This is a genomic window from Streptomyces sp. NPDC004721, assembly GCF_053601495.1.
Genome location: NZ_JBSGBZ010000059.1, coordinates 1 through 26047 on the forward strand (window position 1 = coordinate 1; position 26047 = coordinate 26047).

Genomic DNA, 26047 nt, shown 5'->3' on the forward strand with positions numbered 1-26047 from the left:
CCCGGTGAGGCCCGTGAGGCCGACCTGGGTGTGGCCTCCGGCAACGGCAAGGGGCAGATCTTCGTCAAGGGGCAGGTCATCAAGACCGTCCCGGAGTCGAAGATCGTGGAGACCCTGATCGAGGAGGCCATGAAGATCGCCGAGCAGATGGAGCAGGACGGCGTCGCCTCGGGCGAGCCGGAGATCTCGGTCAGCGGCTGACCTCGCGCGGCCCCCGCGCCGCACCCGCCGGTGAACGGCGGGCCGACGAAGAGGCGTCCCGCACCCGCGAACGAGCGGACGGTGCGGGGCGCAGGGACCGGCGGGGCCTTTCCCGCGCGGCCCCTCCCTCCGCCTGACAGGTCAGGAACCGGCCGGCCGGCCGTTGACGAGGACGTTGTCGAGGCGCAGGCCGTCGACGTTCTCGGTCACGTCGGCCTTGGCCACCTCCGCGAACGTGCAGTCGCGCAGCCGGACATTTCTGATGGGCGCGTTCGGGAAGGCCCGCAGGGACAGCGCGTACGGCGCCTTCTGGACCGTCAGGTCTCTGATGGTGATGTCGTGGACGTCCGGCATGAACGGGTATCCGTCGGCCTCCTCGTAGTAGTAGTTGGTCTCGATCGCCGAGATGCTGACCTCGCCGACCGTCACGTTGCGGACGTTGAAGTTCTCGATGAACCCGCCGCGCAGCGAGTTCGTCTTCATCCGGATGGCGATCTGCAGCTCGGGGCTGGTCATCCGCAGGTTCTGGGCGAAGACGTTGCGCACCCCGCCGGTCATCTCGCTGCCGATGGTGACACCGCCGTGGCCGTCCCGGAACTCGCAGTTCTCGATGAGAATGTTCTCGCTCGGCACGTTGAGCCGGCGCCCCTCGGCGTTCCGCGCCGCCTTGATGGCGATGCAGTCGTCCCCCGTGGCGAAGACGCAGTCGCGGATGAGGACGTTTCTCGAACTCTCCGGGTCGCAACCGTCGTTGTTGGGGCCGAGCCCGGTCACGGTGACGCCCTGGACGATCACGTCCGTGCACTCCACCGGGTGGATGTTCCACATGGGCGAGTCCTTGATCGTGACGCCTTCGATGAGCACGCTCTCGCAGCGGTACGGCTGGATGAACATCGGCCGCATGTAGCTGCCGTCGCCGAACACCCGTTCCTCGACCGGAACGCCCTGCTCGACCATGGCCATCAGCGCGTTTCGGGCGTTGTCCTGCTTCGGGTCGCCCTTGTTCCAGCCGTACTCGGCCTTGCCCTTCCACGGCCACCAGTGGCTGTTGTCACCCTGCCCGTCGAGAACGCCCGAGCCGGTGATGGCGATGTTGCGCTGACCGTAGGCGTAGACGAGGGGCGAGTAGTTGTAGAACTCCATGCCCTCGAACCGGGTCAGCACCAGCGGCTTGTAGGCGTCCACGTCCTGGGTGAACCTGACCGTGGAGCCGGCCTCCAGATGCAGGTCGACGTTGCTGAGCAGATGGATCGGACCGGTCAGCCATACTCCCGCGGGGACGACGACGTGACCGCCGTCGCGCCGGTGGCACTCGGCGATGGCGCGCCTGAACGCCTCGGTGTTGTAGCTGGTGCCGTCACCGATCGCGCCGAAGTCGGTGACGTGGAACTTCCTGTTCGGGAAGTGCGGGGCCTTGATGGTGTGCCGCAGCTTCTCGATGTTCTTCCAGGCCTGGTCCCAGGCCTTCTCCTCCTTGGGGGTCCATGACGGCGAAGTGGCCGCCGGCTCGGCGAGCGGAGTGCCGGCGGCCGCGTAGGCCGTGCCCTGGCGCAGGACGGCGCCCGCGACCAATGCGCTGCCGAGCGCGAAGCCACCGGCCTTCAGGAAATCTCTGCGACCGCGGTGTTCCGACATGACACGTGCTCCCTTGGCGTGGACGAGGGGTTCAGGGGGTGCGAGGGTCGGGTGGCCACCCAGAAAGCGGTTTCAGCGGAGTGTTGTGGCGCTTCACCCGGGCGTCAAGACCTCCGACCAAGCGGATTTGGACAGCGGCAGCCTCGGTCATGGCGCGATGTGGCGGCCGACCTGCCCTTCTGAGCCCCTCCAGCGGCTGTTCAGAGGTGATCGCGGCCGTCCGCGGCCCTCTCCCCGCGCGCTCGTGACTGCTAACTTGCTGGAGAGCAGGCTGAGAAATCGTTATCTGATCACCAGAACGAACCCCAGGGGGGATGCGATGACCACGACGCGGCGCACGGGAGAGGCCACCGGACGCGGCGGGGAGGCCGTGAGACGGGCCGTCGGGCGGGGTGCGAAACGGGTCACCATCGCCGATGTGGCCCGCGCCTCGGGCGCCTCCGTGTCGACCGTCTCACGGGTGATCAACGGGGTCGGCACCGTCGCCCCGGACCTCGCGGACCGGGTCCGCGACGCCGTCGCCGACCTGGGTTACCGTCCGAACGCCGCCGCGCAGGGCCTGGCCCGGGGACGTTCCGGCACACTCGGCGTGCTCGTCCCGGACCTGGCGAACCAGTACTTCCACGACATCATCAAGGCAGTCTCCGCCGTGGCCAGAGCCGACGGGTCCCGCGTCCTGATCATGGACTCCAACGAGGACCCCGCCGCAGAGCGGGAACTGGCCGAGGATCTCATCCGGTACGCGGACGGTCTGCTGCTCTGCTCTCCGCGCATGCCGCGCGCCGACCTCATCGCGCTGGCCGGCCGCGACACCCCGATCCTGGTCACCAACCGGCAGGTACCTGGCCTCGGTCTGCAGGCGATCACCGTCGACTTCTTCCGCAGCGCCCTCGCCATCTGCGGACATCTCGCCCAACTCGGACACCGGGACGTCGTCTACGTCGCCGGACCCGAGCACGCCTGGGCCCACCAGGAGCGGATGCGTGCCCTCGCCGCCGCGGAGGACTTCGGGCTGCGGGTGCACACGGTCAGCGGCGGCTCCACCACCGACGACGGGTACGCGGCGGCCGACGCCGCCCTCGGCGTCGGCGCGACCGCCGTCATGGCCTACAGCGACTTCGTGGCGCTCGGGCTGCTCGCCCGGTTCGCGGAACTCGGCGTGCGGGTTCCGGACGACGTGTCGCTGACGGGCTTCGACGGGATCGACATGGCGCGCTTCTCGTCGCCGTCCCTCACCACGGTAGCGGTTCCCCGAGGGCGACTTGGGCAGGTGGCGGGCGAGGCGCTGCTGCGGCTGATGGCCGGAGGCGACGATATCGAGTGGGAATCCATCCCCTTTGAACTGCAGGTTCGTGGTTCGACCGGCGCACCTTCTTGACAGATCCGATGGTGGGCAGGAGTTTGTTCGGGCACACAGGCCGAGAAAGCGTTTCCTCACCGTAGCTGTTGAATATCGGGCCGATGCCCACAGGGAGTTGCTGTGTCCCGCATCATCAACCGAGCCAGTTCTCGTAAGTCGTCTGTTCAGCGCCTCGTCGCCGCCGGGTTGTTGCTCGCGGTCACGATGGTCGGATGCAGCGCGCCCAGCAGTCAGTCTTCGGACGACAAGGGGCAATCCGCCCAGAAGGTGCCGGACAAGCCCAGCAAGCCGGTCTCGCTGGAGATCCTCGACGTCGCGGGGAACCTCCAGTTGACCCAGGGAATGATCGACGAGTTCCAGAAGAAGCACCCGGAGATCGTCAGCAAGGTCTCGTACTCCAAGGCGCCCGCTCCGGAACTCGCCGGCAAGATCAAGGCCCAGCAGCAGGCAGGCCGCGTCCAGATCGACATGGTCCTCACCGGCACCGACGGCCTCGCCGCGGGGCTCGAGCAGGACCTCTGGGCGGACATGGCCGCGCACCAGGACGCCATCGGCAACCCGGACTACCTGCCGCCGGCGGCGGAGATGGCGAAGCTGGCGCAGGGCAAGGGCACGGCCGTCGTGTACTACCCGTCGGGGCCGCTGTTCGAGTACGACCCGGCCAAGGTGCCGAACCCGCCGAAGACCCCGCAGGAACTGCTCGACTGGGCCAAGGCCCACCCCAAGCGCTTCCAGTACGCCGACCCGGCCAACTCCGGCCCCGGCCGCACCTGGCTGATGGGGCTGCCGTACCTCCTCGGCGACAAGGACCCGTCCGACCCCGAGAAGGGGTGGGACAAGACATGGGCGTACCTGAAGGAACTCGACAAGTACGTCGACGTGTACGGCTCGGGCACCTCCGAGACCATGAAGAACCTGGCCACCGGTCAGGTTGACATGATCATGAGCACCACGGGCTGGTACATCAACCCGCGTGCGCTCGGCACCGTGCCGAAGAAGATGAAGGCCGGTCACTTCGACGACATGACCTGGGTGACCGACGCCCAGTACGCCGTGGTCCCCAAGGGCGTCAGCGCCGACAAGATGTCCGCGGTGCTCAACCTGCTCCACTGGATGCTCACCCCCGAGCAGCAGGCGAAGGCCTACGACGACGGCTACTTCTACCCGGGCCCGGCCGTCAAGGACGTGCCGCTGTCGATGGCGCCCGCCAAGTCCCAGCAGGTCATCAAGGAGTACGGCGTACCCGAGTTCGACACGTGGATCGACCAGTTCCCGAAGAAGCCGTCGCTGTCCTCGCAGGCGCAGGTCAAGGCGTTCGAGCTGTGGAACCGTCAGGTGGCCGGCCAGTGACGGGGGCCCGTATCTCGACCCTGCGCCTGGCCGGGGTCACCCGCAGCTTCGGCGGCCACCAGGCCCTGCGGGGACTGGACCTGGAGATCTCGGGCGGCGAGTTCGTGGCGCTGCTCGGACCCTCAGGATGCGGCAAGTCCACCGCCCTCAACTGCCTGGCCGGACTGCTGCCGCTGACCGGCGGCCAGATCCTCCTCGACGGGGAGCGCATCGACCAACTCGCCCCTGAACGGCGCGGGTTCGGCATGGTCTTCCAGAACTACGCCCTGTTCCCGCACATGACCGTCCGGAACAACGTCGGCTTCGGCCTGAAGATGGCGAAGGTCCCCAAGGCCGAGGCCGCCGAACGGGTCACCAGAGCCTTGGACATGGTGCAGTTGACCGCTCACGCCCACAAGCGGCCCGGTCAGCTCTCCGGCGGTCAGCAGCAGCGGGTCGCCATCGCCCGCGCCATCGTCCTGGAACCGCGGCTGGTGCTGATGGACGAGCCGCTGTCCAACCTCGACGCCGCGCTGCGCCTGGAGATGCGGGCGGAGATCCGCCGCCTGCACCAGCGGCTCGGACTGACCACCGTGTACGTCACGCACGACCAGGAGGAGGCCCTCTCCCTCGCGGACCGGCTCGTCGTGCTGCGCGACGGCCGCACCCAGCAGATCGGCACCCCGGAGGAGGTCTACAGCCGCCCGGCCAACCGCTATGTCGCCTCCTTCATGGGTTACCGCACCCTGCTGGACGCCACCGTCACCGGGACCCGCGGCCCCCATGTGGTCGTCGACATCGCGGGCAGCCCGCTCGTCGGGCTCGACCGTGACGGCGTGGCGGCCGGCGGCCGGGTCACGGCGGCCATCCGCCCCGAGGACCTGGACGCCGTGACCGGGGATGACCCCCCGGATGGCACCTCCGGCACTCCGGGACTGCCCGCGACGGTCGAGGTCGTCGAGTACCACGGACGTGAACTCGCCGTGCAGGCACGGCTGACGGACGGGCGGCGGGTCCACTTCCGCACCCGGAAACGGCTCGCGCCCGACGAGTCGGTACGGCTCGTCGCACCGCCCGACCGGGTCCTGGTCTTCGCCGCCGACGACGGAGACGGACAGCCGAACGACCTTGGCAAGAGGCCGTCTCGCGGCCCCGGCGCCGGGGACGGACCGGCCCCCGAGCCGTCCGCCCCCGAGGTCGGGGAGCCGGGCTCCCCCGACCCGCGGAACCCTGCGGCCGCACCGGCGGACGAGAGCGCGGCGGAGCCTTCCGGGAAGTCGCGGGAGGCGCGCGACACCCTGAAACAGGTGGCCACATGAGCGCCACCGACACCCGCGCGGCCCCGCCGCCCGCGCCGCCGGAACCCCCGGCCGCCCGGCCCGCGCTGCGCCACCGCCTGGCCGAGCGCGGGGTCGACCGGCTCCTGCTCCTCGCGGTCCCGGGCGTGCTCTTCCTCGCCGTGCTGTTCTGCTACCCCTTCTTCTACGGTCTTGGACTGTCGTTCCAACCCGCTCAGGGCGGGGGGCCGTTCGCCAACTACCGGCTCTTCTTCAGCGATCCGTATCTGCGGGAGACCCTGTGGATCACCCTGGGCCTGGCCGTGCCCGCCGCGCTGATCAACTGCCTTGCCGCCGTGCCAGTCGCGTTCCGCACACGCGGAGCGTTCCGCGGCCGGCGGCTGATCACCACGCTGCTGGTCATGCCGATCACCCTCGGGACGGTCCTCACCGCCCAGGGCCTGCTCGGCTACCTCGGCCCCAACGGCTGGTTCAACAAGGCCCTGCTGGGACTCGGCCTCATCGACGAGCCGCTCGCCCTCGTGCACAACTACTGGGGTGTGCTGGCCTCGCTGATCATCACCGGCTTCCCCTTCTCCTACCTGCTGACGCTGTCGTACCTGACCGGTATCGACCCCAGCCTGGAGCAGGCCGCCGCGACGCTCGGCGCGGACTGGCGCAAGCGGCTGCGGTACGTGCTCCTGCCGCTGCTCGCACCGGGCCTTGCCATCACCTTCTGCCTGTCGTTCGTCCTGGCGTTCGCGGTGTTCCCGTCCGCCCAACTGGTCGGTGACCCGCGCAAGACCACGCACGTCATCTCGATCGAGGCGTACCAGGCGGCGTTCCAGAAATTCGACTACTCCCTCGGTTCCGCCATCGCCATGATCATGGCCGCGGTGATGCTCGCGGTCGTCGTCCTCGTGCTCGCCTGGCGGTCGCTGCTGTACCGAGGAGCGACGGGAGGCAAGGGCTGATGGCCGACCTCGTGCAGACCCCCGCGGCGCAGTCCGGTACGGACCCGTCCGCCCCCTCCCGGTGGCGCCGGATCCGCCCCGGCACCTGGGTCGCCGCCCTCGTCTTCGGGTTCTTCTTCCTCCAACTCGCCGGAGTCATCGGCGTACCGCTCGTCGACTCCCTGGGCACCCGCTGGTTCACCAGCTGGCTGCCGCAGGGCTGGACGACGAAGTGGTACGGCTCCGCCTGGCGGGAGTTCCAGCTCGGCCAGGTCTTCTGGACGACCGCGCTGGTGTCCGTGCTCGTCGTCGCCTTGTCCGTGGTGATCGGGGTGCCGGCCGCCTACGCACTGGCCCGGCGGGACTTCCCCGGCAAGAAGGCCGTGCTGCTGCTGTTCGTGCTGCCGATCCTGGTGCCGCCCCTCACCTACGGCATCCCCCTGGCCACCGTCCTGTACAAGTTCCAGCTCGCCGGGACCCTGACCGGGGTGGTGCTGGCGAACCTGGTGCCGTCGGTGCCGTTCGTCGTCCTGACGATGACCCCGTTCATCGAGCAGATCGACCCCAGGATCGAGGCGGCCGCCCGGATGTGCGGGGCCCGAACCGGCTCCGTCCTGCTGCGCGTCCTCGCGCCGCTGCTGGTGCCCGGCATCCTCGCCGCCTCCGTACTGGTCCTGGTCCGCACGGTCGGCATGTTCGAACTCACCTTCCTCACTGCGGGACCGGACAGCCAGACCCTCGTCGTGGCGCTCTACTACGCCGTCTTCTCGGCCGGTATCCGCACCCAGCAGTCCATCGACGCGATGGCCGTGATGTACACGCTGTCGATGCTCGTGCTGCTGGTGATCGCCCTGCGCTTCGTCAACCCCACCCAGTTGGTGACCCGCGTCAAGGAGGACCGGTCCGCGTAGGAGACGGCCGTTCCGACGGGCAGGGGACGGCCGTTCCCACGGGTACGGGACGGCCGTTCCCACTGGCAGGGGCGGTGCCGGGCGGCATTCACCGCCGGGCGGCGTCCCCCGTCGCTGCCAGGTACAGTGCGGGAACCAGTAGATCCTCATGGTGAGGCCCCGCCGACGTGTTGACCCAGACGACCACCGCGGTCCTCGGACCGAGCGACCTCGCCGCCGCGCTCGCGGTCCTCGGCCGCGAGCCGGTTGTGAACGCCTTCGTGACGTCCCGCGTTCAGGTCGCCGGACTGGACCCGTGGCGGCTCGGCGGAGAGATGTGGGGCTGGTACGAGGACGGCATACTCACGTCCCTGTGCTACGCGGGGGCCAACCTCGTCCCGATCTGCGCCACTCCCAGGGCCGTCCGGGCCTTCGCGGACCGTGCGCGCCGGGCCGGCCGCCGCTGCTCCTCCATCGTGGGACCGGCCGGACCCACCGCCCAGCTGTGGCGGCTCCTGGAACCCGGCTGGGGCCCGGCCCGCGAGATCCGCGCCCACCAGCCGCTCATGGTCACCGACCGCATGCCTGCCGGCATCGCTCCCGATCCCTACGTCCGCCGCATCCGCAAGGACGAGATGGAGACGATCATGCCGGCCTGCGTGGCGATGTTCACCGAGGAGGTCGGAGTCTCCCCGCTCGCCGGGGACGGCGGCCTGCTCTACCAGGCGCGGGTCGCCGAACTCGTCGGCTCCGGCCGCTCCTTCGCCCGCCTCGACGAGCACGGCAAGGTGATGTTCAAGGCCGAGATCGGCGCCGCGACCCCCGAGGCCTGCCAGATCCAGGGCGTGTGGGTGGCCCCCGAGTACCGCGGCCGCGGTCTGGCGGTCCCCGGCATGGCCGCGGTCCTGCGGTACGCGCTGGCGGACGTGGCCCCGGTGGTCAGTCTGTACGTGAACGACTTCAACACCGCGGCCAGGCGCACCTACCTGAAGACGGGCTTCCAGGAGGTCGGCGCGTTCATGAGCGTTCTCTTCTGACCTGCGCCTCACTGCGCTGTTCAGCGCCCCGTGCACGCCCTGTAGTCTCCCGGCATGGCGCACTTCCCCGGTCGCGGACACCGCCGCAGCGACGACGTCGTGATCGGCCCCCTGGACCTGCCGGCCCGCGTCGACGAGGCGCTCGCCGTGCAGGCCGTCGCCTTCGGTCTCGGCGCCGACGAGGTGGCCGTACGCCGGCAGATCGTGCTGCGCCACATGACCTGCCGGGGGGCCCGCGCGCTCGGCGCCACCACGGCCGACGGCCGGCTCGCCGGATTCGTCTACGGCATGCCCAACGACCGCACCCACTGGTGGTCCACCGTCGTCGAGCCCTACCTGCGCGCCCGCGGCCACGACGACTGGCTCGACGACTCCTTCGTGATCACCGAACTGCACGTCCACCCGAGCCACCAGAACCGCGGCATCGGACGGGCCCTGATCACCACCATCACCGACAGCGCGAGCGAGCCCCGCTCGATCCTCTCCGCGATCGACACCGACAGCCCGGCCCGCGGCCTCTACCACTCCCTGGGCTACGAGGACCTCGCCCGCCAGGTGCACTTCCCCAGCGCGCCGAAACCGTACGCCGTGATGGGCGCCCCGCTGCCGCTGCGCCGCCGCCTGGACCCGGCGCCTGGTCGGCTTTAACCGATTTCCACCGGCGCGGCAAGCCCGGCTAACCTCCTAGCCATCAGCTTCCCCCACTCTCGGCCTCGTCCGAGCGGGGGCCACCATCGGCAGGAGTACGAGAACCATGGCCAACGCACCGGTCCAGCGCATGTCCCAGTTGTTGGCGAAGACGCTGCGCGACGACCCGGCGGACGCCGAGGTCCTGAGCCACAAGCTGCTGGTCCGCGCGGGCTACGTACGGCGCACCGCCGCCGGGATCTGGACCTGGCTGCCGCTGGGCAAGAAGGTCCTCGCCAACGTGGAGCGGATCGTCCGCGAGGAGATGGACGCCATCGGCGCCCAGGAGGTGCTGCTGCCCGCGCTGCTGCCCCGTGAGCCGTACGAGGCGACCGGCCGCTGGGACGAGTACGGCGCCGAGCTGTTCCGTCTGAAGGACCGCAAGGGCGGCGACTACCTGCTCGGGCCGACCCACGAGGAGATCTTCACCCTGCTGGTGAAGGACCAGGCGACCTCCTACAAGGACCTGCCGGTCATCCTCTACCAGATCCAGACCAAGTTCCGGGACGAGGCCCGGCCCCGCGCGGGCATCCTGCGCGGGCGCGAGTTCCTGATGAAGGACTCCTACTCCTTCGACCTCGCCGACGAGGGCCTCGCCGAGTCCTACGCCCTGCACCGCCAGGCCTACCAGCGGATCTTCGACCGCCTGGGCCTGGACTACCGGATCTGCGCCGCGACCGCGGGCGCGATGGGCGGCTCCAAGTCCGAGGAGTTCCTCGCCCCGGCCGCCGCCGGCGAGGACACCTTCGCCGACTGCCCGAACTGCGACTTCGCCGCCAACACCGAGGCGATCGCGTACGAGCTGGTGCCGGTGGACGGCTCCGCCGTGCCCGCGGCCGAGGAGATCCCCACCCCGGACACCCCGACCATCGAGACCCTCGCCGCCTCCCTCGGCGTGCCGGCCTCCGCCACGCTGAAGAACCTGCTCGTCAAGGTCGACGGGGAGATCGTCGCCGTCGGTGTCCCCGGCGACCGCGAGGTGGACCTGGACAAGGTCGAGGCGCACTTCGCCCCGGCCGCCGTCGAGCTGGTCACCGCCGAGGACTTCGTGGGCCGCCCGGACCTGGTCCGCGGCTACGTCGGTCCGCAGGGCCTGGACAAGGTGAAGTACATCGCCGACCCGCGCGTGGCGCCCGGCACGGCCTGGATCACCGGCGCCAACAAGGAGCACACGCACGCGAAGAACGTGGTCGCCGGGCGTGACTTCGAGGTCGACGAGTACGTCGACGTGGTGGTCGTGCAGGACGGCGACCCCTGCCCGAAGTGCGGCACCGGCCTCAAGCTGGACCGCGCCATCGAGATCGGCCACATCTTCCAGCTCGGCCGCAAGTACGCCGACGCCCTCAAGCTCGACGTCCTCGGCCAGAACGGCAAGCCGGTCCGCGTCACCATGGGCTCCTACGGCATCGGCGTCTCCCGCGCGGTGGCCGCCCTCGCCGAGCAGCACGCCGACGACAAGGGCCTGATCTGGTCCAAGGAGGTCGCCCCGGCCGACGTGCACGTGGTCGCCGCCGGCAAGGCCCTGCAGACCGAGGTGGCCCTGGAGGTCTCCCAGAAGCTCGCCGCGGCAGGCGTCCGCGTCCTCGTCGACGACCGGGCCGGCGTCTCCCCGGGCGTGAAGTTCACCGACTCCGAACTCATCGGCGTCCCGCAGATCCTGGTCGTCGGCCGCCGCGCGCCCGAGGGCGTCGTCGAGCTGAAGGACCGCCGCACCGGCGAGCGCGAAGAACTCCCGGTCGAGGAAGCGATCACCCGCCTCACGGCGTAGTCCCGCCCGGCGGAACGGGTCACGGGATCAAGTGGGGTCAGGCACGTTCAGCCACAAGGCGAACGAGGACGCGCCGGACCCCGCACCCGCACCAAGATCCGCCGACCGTCCGCTGCCCCCGCGTCACCGCTCTCCCGGACCGGCGTCCGGTGGGCGGGGGAGCGGCCGTTGTCACGGCGGTGCTGCCCGGGTGGTTTCGTCGGAGGCGGCCGCCTCCGCGTTCGCGTGTCGGCTGCGGGCCCGCTCGTTCCAAGCGGTCGGGTGGCTCAGAGCCAGGTGGCGAATTCCAGGAGGAGTTCCGCGTCCTTCGGGCGGCCCACGCGGCGGGCGCGTACGCCGGATTCCACGGCCCGGAAGAGCGTCCAGCCGCGCAGGCGGTCGCGGTCGACCTCCAGGGACTCCGCCAGCCGCTTGATCCGGCGCCGGGTGGTGGCGGCGCCGGACGGCGAGGCGATCAGGTCCTCCACCCGGTCGCGGACCAGCCGCGCCAAGTCGAAGGCGGTCTCGCCGACCACCGGGTCCGGGCCCACGGCCAGCCACGGCATCCGGTCCCCGGCGAGCACCTTGCTCTGCCGGAACGTGCCGTGCAGCAGCCGCCGCTCGGGCGGCGCGGCCAGCAGTTCCGCGCGGGCGGTGAGCGCCACCTCGACCAGCGGCGCCACCTCCGGGTCGGCCTCCGCGCTCGCCCGCATCGCCCCGGCCTGCCGCCCGGTCCGCTCCTCGACCGTCTCGAAGGTGTGCCCGGCGGGCGGTTCGACCCACAGCCGCCGCAGCGTGCCCGCCGCCTCCAGCAGCGCCCGTGCCTCCGGCAGCGACCGCACCGACACGTCCGGGTGCAGCCGCTCCAGCAGCAGCACACCCTCGACCGGGACCGGACCGACCGGACCGACCGGCCCGTCCTCCAGCAGTTGCACGGCGCCCCGCCCGCCCCAGTGCGCGAGCGCGGCCCGCTCGCTCTCCGGACGGGCCCGGGCAGGGGCCAGTTTGAGCACGGCCGGCGTCCCGTCCGCCGTCCGCACCAGTACGACGAGGCTGCTGCGTCCGCCGGGCATCTGCACCCGCTCGACGGTCAGCTCGCGCAGCGCCACCGCCTGCCGCGCCAGTCCGGGCAGCGTCTCCAGCCAGTCGTCCCCGTCCGGTGCGGTCTCACCCAGCGCCCGCACCAGACGCCGCGGCGGTTCGAAAGCCATGCGCGAGTCGTTCCTTCCTGGACTTCCTGGTCTTCCTGGACGCGTTCTCCGCTGTCGCCGTGCGCCGTGGGCGCCTCGTGTGCCGTCCCGTTCCTCCCGTCCGTGCCCGTCCGCGGGATTCGTACGCCCTATGGCGTCGGTGCCTTCGAAGCCATGGGCGTGCCCGCCGTACCGGCCCGTTCGGCGAGACCAGGGAAGGCTACGCTCCCCCCGCGCCAGCGCACCGCCCGGACCGCCGCCTCGCGCAGCGCCCCGGCGGCCTCCCGCCGCCGCCCGCCCGCGGCCGCCCGGACCAGGTCGGAGTACACCCCGGCCACGCGTTCCTCCAGCTCGGCGGCGAACCGTACCGCCGCCGCGGAGTCCGGCACCGGGAACGGCAGCGCGTAGGCGGCCGCCGCGGCCACCGGCTGCCCGCCCAGGTCCCGTACCTCGCGTACCAGGGCGTCCCGCCGTGCCCGATGGGCGTCGTACGCCGACCGCGCCTCGGCCCGCCGGCTCTCGCCGATCCTGCCGCCGACGACGCCGTACCCGTACACGGCCGCGTGCTCGGCGGCGAGCGCCGCCTGGAGTGCCTCCAGCCGCCGCCGGTCCGTCACCTGGCTCACTTGTCACCTTCCGTCAGGAGAAACGCGTGCGCGGCACCGGCCGCCGCCACCGAGGCCAGCAGACGGGCCAGTTCACCGGGCACCTGGACCAGGGCCGCCGTGCGCCGGTCGGACAGGGAACGCTCGGCGGCGGCGAGCCCGGCCAGGGCGGACTTCGCGGTCTCCCGGGCGGCGGGAGAGCCCGAGGCCTCGGCTCCCGCGGGTGCCCCGGAGTCCTCGGGCGAACCGGAGCCCTCGGGCGTGGCCGAGGCCGCCGGCGGCGCGGTGGGGGTCACCGGAGGCGTGGTCGACGCCGTCGCGCCGGGCGAGGCCTTCGCGGTGCCGCCGAACGCCTCTGCGTGCGCCGCGACGTGCGCGCGCAGCGGCCGCAGCCGTTCCGCCAGCGCCGGATGCGCGGCCATCACCGCGTCGTACCGCCACGCCAGCTCCTCGCTGTCGCGTGCCGCACGCGCGCGCATCCGCTCGGCGGCCGACGGGGCCTGGCCCGTGCCGCCGGAGTCGTCGGAACCGGTGGAGCAGCCCACGAGCAGGGCGGCCCCCGCGGCCGAGGCGAGCAGGCTCCTTCTGCGCGGGCCCGCCAGGGCGCGCGGAGGTGAGGGGAACGGCACGGCAGACGTCCTCGGGTGCGTGAAGAAAGTGGGAGGGGCGGCTCGCCCGTGATCACGGTACCCGTGCCCCGCGCACGCATCACTCAGCGGCACCGTTGCTGCCCAGGTGGACGGCAACACCCCTGCGGACCGGATACCCTTTGACCAGACACGCGACCAACCCACAACAGCACACGCGGCCGAGGAGTCACCCGGATGAGCACCACCCAGAGCGAGAGGCTGCGGGAACTGCTGGAACCGCTCGTCACCTCCCAGGGCCTGGATCTCGAAGAGATCGCCGTGGACTCCGTAGGACGCAAGCGTGTGCTGCGCGTCGTCGTCGACTCCGACACCGGGGCCGATCTGGACCGGATCGCCGATGTGAGCCGTGCGCTCTCGGCGAGGCTCGACGAGACGGACGCGATGGGCGAGGGCGAGTACACCCTCGAGGTCGGCACCCCGGGCGCGGAGCGCCTCCTCAGGGAACACCGGCACTACGTGCGCGCCACGGGCCGGCTGGCCAAGTTCCAGCTGGCCGGCGGCGGCGAGCTGGTGGCCAGGATCCTCGGGGTCGACGACGAAGGCCTCGACCTCGAAGTGCCCGGGGTGAAGGGGCGCAAGCCCACGACCCGCAGACTCGGCTTCCCGGACGTCGTCAGGGCGCGGGTGCAGGTCGAGTTCAGCCGCAAGGACCAGAAGGAAGAGGAGGCGTAGCCGTGGACATCGACATGAGTGCCCTGCGGGGCTTGGTACGAGAGAAGGAGATCTCCTTCGACCTGCTGGTCGAGGCGATCGAGTCGGCCCTCCTCATCGCCTACCACCGCACCGAGGGAAGCCGCCGCCACGCGCGCGTGAAGCTCGACCGGCAGACCGGGCATGTGACCGTGTGGGCGAAGGAGGACCCCCAGGACCTCGAGGAGGGCCAGGAGCCCCGCGAGTTCGACGACACCCCGTCCGGCTTCGGCCGTATCGCCGCCACCACCGCCAAGCAGGTCATCCTGCAGCGGCTGCGCGACGCCGAGGACGACGCGACGCTCGGCGAGTACGCCGGGCGCGAGGGCGACATCGTCACCGGGGTCGTCCAGCAGGGCCGCGACCCGAAGAACGTGCTCGTCGACATCGGCAAGCTGGAGGCCATCCTGCCGGTGCAGGAGCAGGTCCCCGGGGAGACCTACCCGCACGGCATGCGGCTGCGGTCGTACGTCGTCCGGGTCGCCAAGGGCGTCCGCGGCCCGTCGGTGACTCTGTCCCGTACGCACCCGAACCTGGTGAAGAAGCTCTTCGCCCTGGAGGTCCCGGAGATCGCCGACGGCTCCGTGGAGATCGCCGCGATCGCCCGTGAGGCCGGTCACCGCACCAAGATCGCCGTACGGTCCACCCGTTCGGGCCTGAACGCCAAGGGCGCCTGCATCGGCCCCATGGGCGGCCGGGTGCGCAATGTGATGGGCGAGCTGAACGGCGAGAAGATCGACATCGTCGACTGGTCGGACGACCCGGCCGAGATGGTGGCGAACGCGCTGTCGCCGGCCCGCGTCTCCAAGGTGGAGGTCGTGGACCTGGCCGCCCGGTCGGCCCGCGTCACCGTGCCCGACTACCAGCTGTCGCTGGCGATCGGCAAGGAGGGCCAGAACGCCCGGCTGGCGGCCCGGCTCACGGGCTGGCGGATCGACATCCGCCCGGACACGGAGCAGGCCCCCGAGTAAGCCCTCCGAGCAGGTGCACGAGCAGGCGCACGGGCAGGACCGCGGGGGAGTTCACCCGTCCGGGGGGAATAGATCCGGGCTGCAGGCCGCTCGGAATACGACAACAGCCGTTCGATCTTTGCCCCGCAGGGGTGAGGTCGGTGCGGGGAGGTAGACTTAGCTGTGTCTGGCCGGACGCGTGCCCGCGCATGCCCTGAGCGTACCTGTGTGGGATGCCGGGAGCGAGCGGCCAAGATCGAACTACTGCGGACCGTGGCGGTCGAGGACGAGTGCGTCCCCGATCCTCGCGGTACGCTGCCCGGCCGGGGTGCGTATGTACACCCCGCCCCGGTCTGTCTCGACCAGGCGGTGCGCCGCCGGGCGTTTCCCCGGGCGCTCCGCGTCCCGGGACCGCTCGACGTAATGGCGTTGCGCCGGTACGTCGAGCAGGCACAAGGTTGCTGAGGCAACACGGCAAGGAAAACGTGCCGTACGGAAGTCCCCGTGCGGCCTGGTACCTCGCGAGTCGAAAGCAGGTCGAGATTGCGATGAGCACTCGATGAGTACGCGATGAGTACGCCCATGAACTAGCGACGGTCCGGCCGCAACCCGGACCTCAAAGGAGCGAAGTGGCTAAGGTCCGGGTATACGAACTCGCCAAGGAGTTCGGTGTGGAGAGCAAGGTCGTCATGGCCAAGCTCCAGGAACTCGGTGAATTCGTCCGATCGGCGTCCTCGACGATCGAGGCGCCCGTAGTACGCAAACTGACTGACGCCTTCCAGCAGGGCAACGGCAGCGGCAGGTCCGCCGCGAAGCCGGGTGCCCCGAAGAAGGCCGCCCCCAGGCCCGCCGCGCCTTCTCCGGCGCAGGCCGGGGGTCCCTCCCGCGCCGTCAAGGCGGCGGGGGAGCGTCCGGCAGCGCCCAAGCCGCCGGCCGCGCCCAAGCCCGCCCCGGCGCAGCAGCCCGCGGCAGCGGCTCCGTCGGCGTCCGCGCCGACCCCCGGTCCGCGTCCGGTGCCGGGTCCCAAGCCCGCGCCGCGTCCGGCTCCGGCCGCGCCCACCACGCCGGAGTTCACCGCTCCGCCGTCGGCCCCGTCGCCGGCCGCGCCGAAGCCCGGCGCCCGTCCCGGCGCCCCCAAGCCCGGTGGCCGTCCCGGCCAGGGCCAGGGCCAGGGTTCGCGTCCGGGCCAGGGTGCCGCGCGCCCCGGTGGCCAGGGTCCCCGTCCGGGCGCCCGTCCGGCCGGTCCGCGTCCGGGCAACAACCCCTTCACGTCCGGTGGCTCCACCGGCATGGCGCGCCCGCAGGCGCCGCGTCCGCAGGGCCAGCGGCCCGGCGGCCCCGGTGCTCCCGGCGCCGGTCCGCGTCCACAGGGCCCCGGCGGCCAGGGCGGCGGTCCGCGTCCGCAGGCTCCGGGCGGTCCGCGCCCGACCCCGGGCTCGATGCCCCGTCCGCAGGGCGGTCCGCGTCCCGGTCCTGGCGGTCCGCGTCCGAACCCCGGCATGATGCCGCAGCGTCCCGCTGCCGGTCCGCGTCCCGGCCCCGGCGGTGGCCGCGGCCCGGGTGGTGCGGGTCGTCCCGGCGGCGCCGGTCGTCCCGGTGGCGGCGGCGGTTTCGCCGGTCGTCCCGGTGGTGGCGGCGGTGCCGGTCGTCCCGGTGGCGGCGGCGGTTTCGCCGGTCGTCCCGGTGGTGGCGGCTTCGGTGGTGGCGGCGGTGGCCGTCCCGGCTTCGGCGGCCGTCCCGGTGGTCCCGGTGGTCGTGGTGGCACGCAGGGCGCCTTCGGCCGTCCCGGTGGTCCCGCGCGCCGTGGCCGCAAGTCGAAGCGGCAGAGGCGCCAGGAGTACGAGGCCATGCAGGCCCCGTCGGTCGGCGGCGTGATGCTGCCTCGCGGCAACGGCGAGACCATTCGCCTGTCGCGCGGTGCGTCGCTCACCGACTTCGCGGAGAAGATCAACGCCAACCCGGCGTCCCTCGTCGCGGTCATGATGAACCTGGGCGAAATGGTCACGGCCACGCAGTCCGTGTCCGACGAGACGCTCCAGCTCCTCGCCGGCGAGATGAACTACGAGGTTCAGATCGTCAGCCCCGAGGAGGAGGACCGCGAGCTGCTCGAGTCCTTCGACCTGGAGTTCGGCGAGGACGAGGGCGGCGAGGAGGACCTGGTGGTCCGTCCGCCGGTCGTCACCGTCATGGGTCACGTCGACCACGGCAAGACCCGCCTGCTCGACGCCATCCGCAAGACGAACGTCATCGCGGGCGAGGCCGGCGGCATCACCCAGCACATCGGTGCCTACCAGGTTGCGACCGAGGTCAACGGCGAGGACCGGGCGATCACCTTCATCGACACCCCGGGTCACGAGGCGTTCACCGCCATGCGTGCCCGCGGTGCCCGGTCGACGGACATCGCCATCCTGGTGGTCGCGGCCAACGACGGCGTCATGCCGCAGACGGTCGAGGCGCTCAACCACGCCAAGGCCGCCGACGTGCCGATCGTGGTCGCGGTCAACAAGATCGACGTCGAGGGTGCCGACCCGACCAAGGTGCGCGGTCAGCTGACCGAGTACGGCCTGGTGGCCGAGGAGTACGGCGGCGACACCATGTTCGTCGACATCTCCGCCAAGCAGGGTCTGCACATCGACTCGCTGCTGGAAGCGGTCGTCCTGACCGCCGACGCATCGCTCGACCTGCGGGCCAACCCGCAGCAGGACGCGCAGGGCATCGCGATCGAGTCCCGTCTCGACCGCGGCCGTGGTGCCGTGGCGACGGTGCTCGTCCAGCGAGGCACGCTGCGGGTCGGCGACACCATGGTGGTCGGCGACGCGTACGGCCGCGTCCGGGCGATGCTCGACGACAACGGCAACAACGTGGCCGAGGCCGGCCCGTCGACGCCGGTGCAGGTCCTGGGTCTGACCAACGTCCCGGGTGCGGGCGACAACTTCATCGTGGTGGACGAGGACCGTACGGCCCGTCAGATCGCGGAGAAGCGCGCCGCCCGTGAGCGCAACGCCGCGTTCGCCAAGCGCGTCCGCCGCGTCTCGCTCGAGGACCTGGACAAGGTGCTCAAGGCCGGCGAGGTCCAGCAGCTCAACCTCATCATCAAGGGCGACGCGTCCGGTGCGGTCGAGGCCCTCGAGTCCTCGCTGCTCCAGCTCGACGTCGGCGAAGAGGTCGACATCCGCGTCCTGCACCGCGGTGTGGGTGCGGTCACGGAGTCGGACATCGACCTGGCCATGGGCTCCGACGCCATCGTGATCGGCTACAACGTGCGCGCCGCCGGGCGTGCCGCGCAGATGGCCGAGCGCGAGGGTGTGGACGTCCGGTACTACTCGGTCATCTACCAGGCGATCGAGGAGATCGAGGCGGCCCTCAAGGGCATGCTCAAGCCGGAGTACGAGGAGGTCGAGCTCGGCACGGCGGAGATCCGCGAGGTCTTCCGTTCGTCCAAGCTGGGCAACATCGCGGGTGTGCTCATCCGCTCCGGCGAGGTCAAGCGCAACAGCAAGGCGCGCCTCCTCCGCGACGGCAAGGTCATCGCGGAGAACCTCAACATCGAGGGTCTGCGTCGCTTCAAGGACGACGTCACCGAGATCCGCGAAGGCTACGAGGGTGGTATCAACCTCGGAAACTTCAACGACATCAAGGTCGACGACGTCATCGCGACGTACGAGCTCCGCGAGAAGCCGCGGGCGTAACGCCGCAGACACCCGTGCCGGCCGACGGGACCACTCCCGTCGGCCGGCACGGCCGTGTCCGGGGCCGCGGGGCCCAGGGCCCCGCGAGCCGTGCGGGGCGCGAAGCCGTGCCCACCCCGGCAGCGGGAAACCCCGTCCCACCTGGGCCGCGGAAAACCCCGTCGAGTCATCGGCGGGGTTCGCGGTACCGTTCTTGATGTCCCTGCCCACCGAGAAGGCAGGACCATCGACCCCGTACCGGCGGGCAACCCGGGCACACACATGTACGTGGGGACTCTGTCCTTCGACCTGCTCCTCGGCGACGTCCACTCGCTGAAGGAGAAGCGTTCCGTCGTCCGCCCGATCGTCGCCGAGCTCCAGCGCAAGTACGCGGTGAGCGCGGCGGAGGTGGACCACGCGAACCTCCACCGGCGGGCCGTCATCGGTCTCGCCGCGGTCTCCGGCGACGCGACGCACCTGACCGACGTGCTGGACCGGTGCGAACGGCTGGTCGCCGGCCGTCCCGAGGTGGAGCTGCTGTCCGTCAGACGCCGCTTCCACGGCGAGGACGACTAGACCGCACCCCACCGCACCATCCACACCGCAGAAGCAGAAGAAGAAAGAACGGGAGACGGACCAGTGGCCGACAACGCGCGGGCGAAAAGGCTGGCGGACCTCATCCGAGAGGTGGTGGCCCAGAAGCTGCAGCGCGGGATCAAGGACCCGCGGCTCGGCTCGCACGTCACCATCACGGACACCCGGGTCACGGGTGACCTGCGGGAGGCGACCGTCTTCTACACCGTCTACGGAGACGACGAGGAGCGGAAGGCCGCGGCCGCGGGCCTGGAGAGTGCCAAGGGCATCCTGCGTTCCGAGGTCGGCCGGGCGGCCGGAGTGAAGTTCACCCCGACCCTCGCCTTCGTCGCGGACGCCCTGCCGGACACCGCCCGGAACATCGAGGACCTCCTCGACAAGGCCCGCGCCTCCGACGCGAAGGTGCGCGAGACGTCCTCCGGTGCCACGTACGCCGGTGAGGCGGACCCGTACAAGAAGCCGGGGTCCGACGACGGGACGGACGACACCACCGCATGACCAGCAAGCCCACCCCGCCCGACGGCCTCGTCATCGTCGACAAGCCGTCGGGCTTCACTTCGCACGACGTCGTGGCCAAGATGCGCGGCATCGCCAGGACCCGCCGGATCGGCCACGCGGGCACCCTCGACCCCATGGCGACCGGTGTGCTCGTGCTCGGCGTGGAGAAGGCCACCAAGCTCCTCGGCCACCTCGCGCTGACCGAGAAGGAGTACCTCGGCACCGTCCGGCTCGGCCAGAACACGATCACCGACGACGCCGAGGGCGAGATCACCTCCGCCACGGACGCCTCCAAGGTGACCCGGGACGCCGTCGACGCCGCCATCGCCAAACTGACCGGCGACATCATGCAGGTGCCGTCCAAGGTCAGCGCCATCAAGATCAACGGCGTGCGGTCGTACAAGCGGGCCCGGGAGGGCGAGGAGTTCGAGATCCCGGCCCGGCCGGTGACCGTCTCCTCCTTCGCCGTCCACGACGTCCGCGACGCCGTCGCCGCCGACGGCACCCCCGTGCTCGATCTGGTGGTGTCCGTGGTCTGCTCCTCCGGCACCTACATCCGCGCCCTCGCCCGCGACCTGGGCGCCGACCTCGGCGTCGGCGGCCACCTCACCGCGCTGCGCCGGACCCGGGTCGGTCCGTACAAGCTGGACTCCGCCAGGACGCTGGACCAGCTCCAGCAGAAGCTGACCGTGATGCCGATCGGCGAGGCGGCCGCCGCCGCCTTCCCCCGCTGGGACGTCGACGCCCGGCGCGCCCGGCTGCTCATCAACGGCGTACGGCTGGAGGTGCCCGACGAGTACGCGGGCGCCGGTGCCGTGGCCGTCTACGGCCCCGACGGCCGCCTCCTCGCGCTCGTGGAGGAGCAGCGGGGCAAGGCCAAGAGCCTGGCCGTCTTCGGCTGACCGCGCGCGGCGGTGCCCGTGGAGCGGCGAACACGGGGTGTTCCTCAGCCGCCGCTCCACGGTCCCGTCCCCCCTCGGTTCCCCCACCCCTGAGCTTTATCCAGCGGCACGCGCCCATTCACCCGGCCGTGCGGGCGCTCGGAGTGAACTGGGGGAGTGCAGGGGGGCGCGTTCGCAGCTCGGCCTGTCCCGCTGATCATCCGCCGCCTACCGTCGAGGGCAGGCACGGCGGTACGGCGGGGAGGTTCGGGCATGGCGGGGCGGGTCCTCCATCAATCCACACAGGCGCATGGACCACAGGGATCCCGCCCCGGCCGCCCCACGCTCCGGCCGGCCGGGAGCCCGCAGGAACCGGACGGCACGATCCGGCGGCGGGCGGCGGCGGAATCCCGGGACCGCGCCCTGGACCGCTCTCTGGTCCGCGTCCGCGACCTGGCGGGACGGCTCCGCGGCACCGGCTTCGCGGCCGACCACCGGGGCACGGTGATCACCAGCCACGAAGCCGTCGACGGACTGTCCCGGCTCGTGGTGCACGCCCCCGGCGCGGGCGAGCGCTCCTGCGTGGTGACGTCCGACGCGATCACCGCGCTGCCCGCCCTGAACCTGGCCCTTGTCCGCACCGAAGGACTCGGCGTGGAGCCGCTTCCCGTCACCGTGCGGGACGGCGCCCGCAGCGGCATCTACGTCCGGATCGCGGCCGACCGCTGGCGCGAGGCCCGCGTGCTCGGCGCGGCCACGGTGACGTACACGGCCTCGGACCGCTCCCATCTCCTCGACGGCGTCACGGAGTTGGCGATCGGCACGGCGGGCCGCGACGCGCTCCGGCTGGGCGGCGGGGCCGCCGGGGGACCGGTCCTCGACGTGACGACCGGCGCGGTGGTCGCCGTCCTCGGCACGGCCCTGGAGTCCGGCCGCGGCGACGCCGGCTTCGCGGTACCGCTGCGCCGCCCCCGCGAGGGCCCCCTGGCCGACCTCCTCACCCGCAACGCGGCCACGGTCGCCGCCTACGGTGCTGATCTGAACCTGGCGGCGGTCCTCGAACTCACGGCCACCTCCCTGGCCCAGGACGGCCCCGCCGGAGCCCTGCCGTCCCCCCACCCGGGACCGGGCGGGCCCGCATCGCCCGCCGGACCGGTCGAACGGGCCGCCGTGGCCGGGGAGCTGGCCGCCTTCGGTGCCGGCCGGGCCGCCGTGCTCGGGCTCGTCGGGGACTCCGGAAGCGGCCGTACGACGGAGCTCGCCGCGCTGGCCGGCCGTCGTGCCCGCGGCGGTTCGCCCGCGCCCACCCTGTGGCTGCGCGGGGCCGATCTGCTGGCCACCGACGCCTCGGTCGCGGACGCGGTGGGCCGGGCGCTGGACCGGGCGGCCCGGATCGTCGCGTCCGCCCGGTCGCCCCTGCCCACCGAGCTCACCGACCTCACCCCGGAACGTGTCGCCCGCCTCGCCCGCGCGCACGGCCGTCCCCTCCTGCTCCTCCTCGACGGCCCCGAGGAGATGCCACCGGCTCTGGCCGAGCGGCTCCCCGAGTGGACCGAGGGAACCGCGGGGTGGCTGCGCGGCACGGGGGCGCGGCTGGTGGTGGCCTGCCGGGAGGCGTACTGGGAGGCGGCGGGAGCGCGGTTCCCGGCGGACCTGCTTCACACCCCGGTCACGGCGGCGGCCGGTACGGACGGCGGCACCGGCCATCTGCCGCCCTGCCTGCCCCTCGGCGGTCTCACCCCCGCCGAGGCCCACGTGGCCCGCGCCCGCCACGGCATCCCGGACGGCGCACTGGTGGACGCCGCCGCCCGCCACCCGCTCACCCTCCGGCTCCTGGCGGAGGTGCGCGCCGCCCTCCCCGACGCCGCCGACCACCCCCCGCTCGACCGCGACGACGTCCTCGCCGCCCACCTGGACCTGATGTGCCTGCGCATCGCCGTCCGCCTCGCCGCGGAGAACGGCCTGCGCGGCACCGCCGTACGGCGTCTGGCGGCGAAGGTCTCCGGCCAGGTGCACGAGGCCGCCCGCCGCAGCCTCGGCCAGGGGGAACTGGACCGGGCCGCGTTCGAGGAGCTGTTCCCCCGGGGACCCGCCCCGGCCGGCCTCGGCGGCGGCACCGGCTGGGCGGCTGCCGTCCTCACCGAGGGCCTCCTCGTCCCGGCGGGCGACGGCTACCGCTTCGCGCACGAGGAGCTCGCCGACTGGATCCAGGGCACCCACCTCGACCTGGACGAGGCCCTGCGCGTCCTGGTCCACCGGCAGCACACACCCGGCACGCCGCGCCACCCGCAGCCCGTTCCGCACCACCGCATCGGACCCGTCGTCCAGGCCCTGCTTCTCCTGGCCCGCCAGCACGGCACACGCCGACTGGCGGTCCGGCTCGAGGAGTTGCTGTGCGCCCTCGACACCGATCCGCACTCCTGGTGGGCGTCCCGCCTTCTCGCCGGCGTACTGCTGCGCGTGGCGGACACGGCACCGTACCTCCGCGTGCTGCGGTTGCTCGCCGAGCGGATCGTGGTGTGGCAGCAGTGCGACCTGCCTGTGCCGCCCGGCTTCGGGCCGGGCTTCTGGACCGCTCTGCATCTGTCCGACGCCGACCGCTGCGACCTGTTCAGGCGTCTCCTCCTCGCCGACGGCGCGCGGGACACCCACGGCGCGGGCGGCGGACCCCGCCGTCCGTCCCGGTACCTGGACGCCGTCGCACGCCTCCTCACCACCGACCCCGCCGCCGTGCAACCGCACCTCACGCGCTGGTTCTACGACGAGCGCCCGCTGCCCGCCGCGCCGCACGCCACCGTGGCCACGGCCGCCCAGGCCCTGCTCCACACCCACCGCGCCCGCGCCCTGGACGACCTCACCGACACGCTGGCCGGGTGCGCCCACGCGCGCGCCGAGGAACTGCTGGCCGTGCTCGCCGAGGAGGAGCCGTCCGCGCTGTGCCGGGCCGTGGACCGGTGGGCGCGCGACGACCGCCCGGCGCTGAGGGCGGCGGCCCTGACGTACGGCCTGCGCACCGCGCCCCGGGCACGCACCGAGGCCGACCGCGAACTGCTGCGCCACACCGCCCGCACCCTGCTCGACCACCCCGCCGACTCCGCCCTGCACGGCGGCGCGCTCGCCCTCCTCGTCCGGGATCCGCACACCCGCGCCCGCCATCTGCCGCAGGCGCTGCGGCACTTCGCGGCGGGAGACCCGCAGCTGCCGCCGAGCGCGCTGGCGCCCGCCCTGACCACCCACCCCGAGGCGGTCCTCGCCGCCATCGGCGCGTGCCTGTACCGGGGCACCGGTATCGGCGAGGTCCTGCGCGCCCTGGGCGACGTCGCCACACCCGCGCTCGCCCGCCGGGTCGCCGTCCCGGTCCGCGAGGCGGTGACACGGCACCCGGAGGCCGCCGGGCCGGTGGCGGCGTACGTCGACCACCGCCTGGACGAGGACCCCGCCGCCGGCTCGGTGCTGTTCCCCCTGGTCGCAGGCCTCCTCGACGGCGGCGGGGACGGTGGCGACGGAGGCGAGGGTGAGGGCGCCGGTGACCGGGGTCATAGGGGCCACGGCAGCCCGGAGCGGTTGCGTTCCGCGCTGGCCGCCGTGCTCGCTGCCCCCGGCACCCCGGCCTCCCGCCCGCTGCGCCGGGAACTGCTGGACTTCCTCCTGGCCCACGAGGGCTCCCCGGTCGTCCTGGACGCGGTGCTGCGCGCCGCCGCCTCCAGCGCCGAGGAGGACCTGCGCGGCCTCGTCCACCGTGTCGGCCTGCTCCTCGTCCGCACCTCCGACGGCGCGGCCGTGTTCGACCGGGGCCTGGTGGAGCTGGGCCGGCACGTGCCCGGCTTCGCCGCACGCATGGCCGGCTGGCTGACCGACGCACCGGGGGACTGGGCCGTGGTGGTGGGTCCCAGCGCCCGCCGGATGATCGAGAACATTGCGGGCGTACCCGTTCCCGTCTGACCGCGCACCCGTCTCCGCCGGCGACGTACCCGTCCTCGCCCGGCGACGTACCCGTCCTCGCCCGGCGACGTGCGCCCGATCACAGCCCCCATGCCGATGCAGGCGGCGACCGCCGGGCATGGCACCCTTAGACCTGCGGACAAGGCAGCAAGAACAACTAGGACAACCCGAGACAACACGGACACGGGTTCGACGAGGAGCGGTCACAGTGCAGCGCTGGCGTGGCTTGGAGGACATCCCCCAGGACTGGGGGCGCAGCGTCGTCACCATCGGCTCCTACGACGGAGTCCACCGCGGACACCAGCTGATCATCGAGCACGCCGTGGACCGCGCCCGCCAACTGGGCGTCCCGGCCGTCGTCGTCACCTTCGACCCGCACCCCAGCGAGGTCGTGCGTCCCGGCAGCCACCCGCCGCTGCTCGCCCCGCACCACCGCCGTGCCGAGCTGATGGCCGGGCTGGGCGTGGACGCGGTCCTCGTCCTGCCCTTCACCGCCGAGTTCTCGAAGCTGTCCCCGGCCGACTTCGTCGTCAAGGTGCTGGTCGACAAGTTGCACGCCAAAGCGGTCGTCGAGGGCCCGAACTTCCGCTTCGGGCACAAGGCAGCGGGCAACGTCGAGTTCCTGGCCGAACAGGGCAAGACCTACGACTTCGAGGTCGAGGTCGTCGACCTGTACGTCAACGGAGAGGCGGGCGGCGGCGAGCCGTTCTCCTCGACCCTGACCCGCCGCCTGGTCGCCGAGGGCGACGTCCAGGGCGCCCGGGAGATCCTGGGCCGCCCGCACCGGGTCGAGGGCGTCGTGGTCCGCGGTGCCCAGCGCGGCCGCGAGCTGGGCTTCCCCACGGCCAACGTCGAGACCCTCCCGCACACCGCGATCCCCGCCGACGGCGTCTACGCCGGTTATCTGCACGCCCAGGGCGAGGCCATGCCCGCCGCGATCTCCGTGGGCACGAACCCGCAGTTCGACGGCACCGAACGCACGGTGGAGGCGTACGCCATCGACCGGGTGGGTCTCGACCTGTACGGCCTGCACGTCGGCGTCGACTTCCTGGACTTCGTCCGCGGTCAGGCGAAGTTCGACTCGCTGGAGGCACTGCTGGAGACGATGGCCGAGGACGTCGAGAAGTGCCGGCGGATCGTCGCGGCGGACGCGAAGACGGCGTAGCGGGAGCGCAGGCCGCTCAGCGGCCGGTAGCCTCCCTCGGCGACCGGCGACCGGCGACCGGCGACCGGCGACCGGCGACCGGCGACCGGCGACCGGCG

The 26047-nt window shown here is 72.3% G+C and carries 22 protein-coding genes; 18 read left to right on the forward strand and 4 right to left on the reverse strand.

From position 1 onward, the window contains the following. Positions 1 to 201 (forward strand): flavodoxin-dependent (E)-4-hydroxy-3-methylbut-2-enyl-diphosphate synthase (locus ACWEK3_RS34910; RefSeq protein WP_225080531.1); only part of this gene is annotated, 201 nt, incomplete at its 5' end. A gap of 141 nt (positions 202 to 342) precedes the next feature. On the opposite strand, the gene ACWEK3_RS34915 is transcribed toward ACWEK3_RS34910, so the two are convergent. Continuing rightward, positions 343 to 1836 carry a glycoside hydrolase family 28 protein gene (locus ACWEK3_RS34915; protein WP_453251525.1) on the reverse strand — a complete coding sequence of 498 codons (1494 nt, stop codon included), beginning with the start codon at positions 1834 to 1836 and terminating at the stop codon, positions 343 to 345. Between the two features lie 319 nt (positions 1837 to 2155). On the opposite strand from ACWEK3_RS34915, the gene ACWEK3_RS34920 reads away from it, so the two are divergent. The 8 genes from ACWEK3_RS34920 (at position 2156) to ACWEK3_RS34955 (ending at position 11137) form a co-directional block, all read left to right on the forward strand. Then, on the forward strand, positions 2156 to 3214 hold the full coding sequence (locus ACWEK3_RS34920) for a LacI family DNA-binding transcriptional regulator (protein WP_453251526.1): 1059 nt from the start codon (positions 2156 to 2158) through the stop codon (positions 3212 to 3214). A gap of 102 nt (positions 3215 to 3316) precedes the next feature. After that, positions 3317 to 4546, forward strand: coding sequence for an ABC transporter substrate-binding protein (locus tag ACWEK3_RS34925; protein ID WP_450546802.1), 1230 nt, complete (start codon positions 3317 to 3319; stop codon positions 4544 to 4546). After that, positions 4543 to 5844: an ABC transporter ATP-binding protein gene (locus tag ACWEK3_RS34930; RefSeq protein ID WP_453251527.1), complete on the forward strand. Its 1302-nt coding sequence runs from the start codon at positions 4543 to 4545 to the stop codon at positions 5842 to 5844. Before ACWEK3_RS34925 ends, ACWEK3_RS34930 begins: the two co-directional genes overlap by 4 nt. Next, positions 5841 to 6776 (forward strand): ABC transporter permease, encoded by a 936-nt coding sequence (locus ACWEK3_RS34935; protein ID WP_376543912.1) that lies wholly within the window; start codon positions 5841 to 5843, stop codon positions 6774 to 6776. The genes ACWEK3_RS34930 and ACWEK3_RS34935 overlap by 4 nt, the downstream gene beginning before the upstream one ends. Next, a complete protein-coding gene (locus tag ACWEK3_RS34940) occupies positions 6776 to 7666 on the forward strand; it encodes an ABC transporter permease (RefSeq protein ID WP_450546804.1) in 891 nt (296 codons plus the stop codon). The genes ACWEK3_RS34935 and ACWEK3_RS34940 overlap by 1 nt, the downstream gene beginning before the upstream one ends. Before the next feature lie 167 nt (positions 7667 to 7833). Beyond that, positions 7834 to 8682, forward strand: a complete 849-nt coding sequence (locus ACWEK3_RS34945) for a GNAT family N-acetyltransferase (RefSeq protein WP_453251528.1) — start codon at positions 7834 to 7836, stop codon at positions 8680 to 8682. Positions 8683 to 8736: 54 nt separating this feature from the next. After that, the gene (locus ACWEK3_RS34950; protein WP_450546806.1) at positions 8737 to 9330 is read left to right on the forward strand and encodes a GNAT family N-acetyltransferase; all 594 of its coding nucleotides are present in this window, start codon (positions 8737 to 8739) and stop codon (positions 9328 to 9330) included. Positions 9331 to 9436: 106 nt separating this feature from the next. Continuing rightward, on the forward strand, positions 9437 to 11137 hold the full coding sequence (locus ACWEK3_RS34955) for a proline--tRNA ligase (protein WP_453251529.1): 1701 nt from the start codon (positions 9437 to 9439) through the stop codon (positions 11135 to 11137). Between the two features lie 266 nt (positions 11138 to 11403). Here the strand turns inward: ACWEK3_RS34955 and ACWEK3_RS34960 are convergent, their stop codons facing one another. The 3 genes from ACWEK3_RS34960 to ACWEK3_RS34970 all read right to left on the reverse strand — a co-directional run bounded on the left by ACWEK3_RS34960 (position 11404) and on the right by ACWEK3_RS34970 (position 13540). Continuing rightward, positions 11404 to 12327 carry an aminoglycoside phosphotransferase family protein gene (locus ACWEK3_RS34960; protein WP_450546807.1) on the reverse strand — a complete coding sequence of 308 codons (924 nt, stop codon included), beginning with the start codon at positions 12325 to 12327 and terminating at the stop codon, positions 11404 to 11406. A gap of 128 nt (positions 12328 to 12455) precedes the next feature. Beyond that, a complete protein-coding gene (locus ACWEK3_RS34965) occupies positions 12456 to 12932 on the reverse strand; it encodes a ferritin-like domain-containing protein (RefSeq protein WP_450546808.1) in 477 nt (158 codons plus the stop codon). Further along, complete coding sequence (locus ACWEK3_RS34970; protein WP_450546809.1) at positions 12929 to 13540, reverse strand: hypothetical protein; 612 nt, start codon at positions 13538 to 13540, stop codon at positions 12929 to 12931. The genes ACWEK3_RS34965 and ACWEK3_RS34970 overlap by 4 nt, the downstream gene beginning before the upstream one ends. A 195-nt stretch (positions 13541 to 13735) precedes the next feature. Between ACWEK3_RS34970 and rimP the strand changes: the two genes are divergently transcribed. The 9 genes from rimP (at position 13736) to ACWEK3_RS35015 (ending at position 25949) form a co-directional block, all read left to right on the forward strand. After that, a complete protein-coding gene (gene rimP, locus ACWEK3_RS34975) occupies positions 13736 to 14233 on the forward strand; it encodes a ribosome maturation factor RimP (protein WP_450546810.1) in 498 nt (165 codons plus the stop codon). A 2-nt stretch (positions 14234 to 14235) separates the two neighbouring features. Continuing rightward, the gene (gene nusA / locus ACWEK3_RS34980) at positions 14236 to 15222 is read left to right on the forward strand and encodes a transcription termination factor NusA (protein WP_361422159.1); all 987 of its coding nucleotides are present in this window, start codon (positions 14236 to 14238) and stop codon (positions 15220 to 15222) included. Positions 15223 to 15384: 162 nt separating this feature from the next. Continuing rightward, positions 15385 to 15666, forward strand: coding sequence for a YlxR family protein (locus tag ACWEK3_RS34985; RefSeq protein WP_361422162.1), 282 nt, complete (start codon positions 15385 to 15387; stop codon positions 15664 to 15666). A gap of 164 nt (positions 15667 to 15830) precedes the next feature. Then, positions 15831 to 18890: a translation initiation factor IF-2 gene (infB, locus tag ACWEK3_RS34990; protein WP_390728781.1), complete on the forward strand. Its 3060-nt coding sequence runs from the start codon at positions 15831 to 15833 to the stop codon at positions 18888 to 18890. Between the two features lie 261 nt (positions 18891 to 19151). After that, positions 19152 to 19445 carry a DUF503 domain-containing protein gene (locus tag ACWEK3_RS34995; protein WP_361422168.1) on the forward strand — a complete coding sequence of 98 codons (294 nt, stop codon included), beginning with the start codon at positions 19152 to 19154 and terminating at the stop codon, positions 19443 to 19445. 63 nt (positions 19446 to 19508) lie between these two features. After that, entirely contained in the window at positions 19509 to 19961 is a 453-nt protein-coding gene (gene rbfA, locus ACWEK3_RS35000) for a 30S ribosome-binding factor RbfA (RefSeq protein ID WP_365431439.1), read from the forward strand. Beyond that, positions 19958 to 20863, forward strand: coding sequence for a tRNA pseudouridine(55) synthase TruB (gene truB, locus ACWEK3_RS35005; protein WP_450547586.1), 906 nt, complete (start codon positions 19958 to 19960; stop codon positions 20861 to 20863). The genes rbfA and truB overlap by 4 nt, the downstream gene beginning before the upstream one ends. Before the next feature lie 252 nt (positions 20864 to 21115). Continuing rightward, positions 21116 to 24784, forward strand: a complete 3669-nt coding sequence (locus tag ACWEK3_RS35010) for a trypsin-like peptidase domain-containing protein (RefSeq protein ID WP_453251530.1) — start codon at positions 21116 to 21118, stop codon at positions 24782 to 24784. Between the two features lie 208 nt (positions 24785 to 24992). After that, positions 24993 to 25949: a bifunctional riboflavin kinase/FAD synthetase gene (locus tag ACWEK3_RS35015; protein WP_384439769.1), complete on the forward strand. Its 957-nt coding sequence runs from the start codon at positions 24993 to 24995 to the stop codon at positions 25947 to 25949. The last annotated feature ends 98 nt before the right edge of the window (positions 25950 to 26047 follow it).

What these genes read in the sequence shown, in the direction of transcription:
- ACWEK3_RS34950 (WP_450546806.1), top strand. Translation starts at nt 8,737, where the DNA reads ATGGCGCACTTCCCCGGTCGCGGACACCGCCGCAGCGACGACGTCGTG.
- ACWEK3_RS34995 (WP_361422168.1), top strand. Translation starts at nt 19,152, where the DNA reads ATGTACGTGGGGACTCTGTCCTTCGACCTGCTCCTCGGCGACGTCCAC.
- ACWEK3_RS34940 (WP_450546804.1), top strand. Translation starts at nt 6,776, where the DNA reads ATGGCCGACCTCGTGCAGACCCCCGCGGCGCAGTCCGGTACGGACCCG.
- ACWEK3_RS34955 (WP_453251529.1), top strand. Translation starts at nt 9,437, where the DNA reads ATGGCCAACGCACCGGTCCAGCGCATGTCCCAGTTGTTGGCGAAGACG.
- ACWEK3_RS34915 (WP_453251525.1), bottom strand. Translation starts at nt 1,836, where the DNA reads ATGTCGGAACACCGCGGTCGCAGAGATTTCCTGAAGGCCGGTGGCTTC.
- truB (WP_450547586.1), top strand. Translation starts at nt 19,958, where the DNA reads ATGACCAGCAAGCCCACCCCGCCCGACGGCCTCGTCATCGTCGACAAG.
- ACWEK3_RS34935 (WP_376543912.1), top strand. Translation starts at nt 5,841, where the DNA reads ATGAGCGCCACCGACACCCGCGCGGCCCCGCCGCCCGCGCCGCCGGAA.
- rimP (WP_450546810.1), top strand. Translation starts at nt 13,736, where the DNA reads ATGAGCACCACCCAGAGCGAGAGGCTGCGGGAACTGCTGGAACCGCTC.
- ACWEK3_RS34920 (WP_453251526.1), top strand. Translation starts at nt 2,156, where the DNA reads ATGACCACGACGCGGCGCACGGGAGAGGCCACCGGACGCGGCGGGGAG.
- ACWEK3_RS34960 (WP_450546807.1), bottom strand. Translation starts at nt 12,327, where the DNA reads ATGGCTTTCGAACCGCCGCGGCGTCTGGTGCGGGCGCTGGGTGAGACC.
- ACWEK3_RS35010 (WP_453251530.1), top strand. Translation starts at nt 21,116, where the DNA reads ATGGCGGGGCGGGTCCTCCATCAATCCACACAGGCGCATGGACCACAG.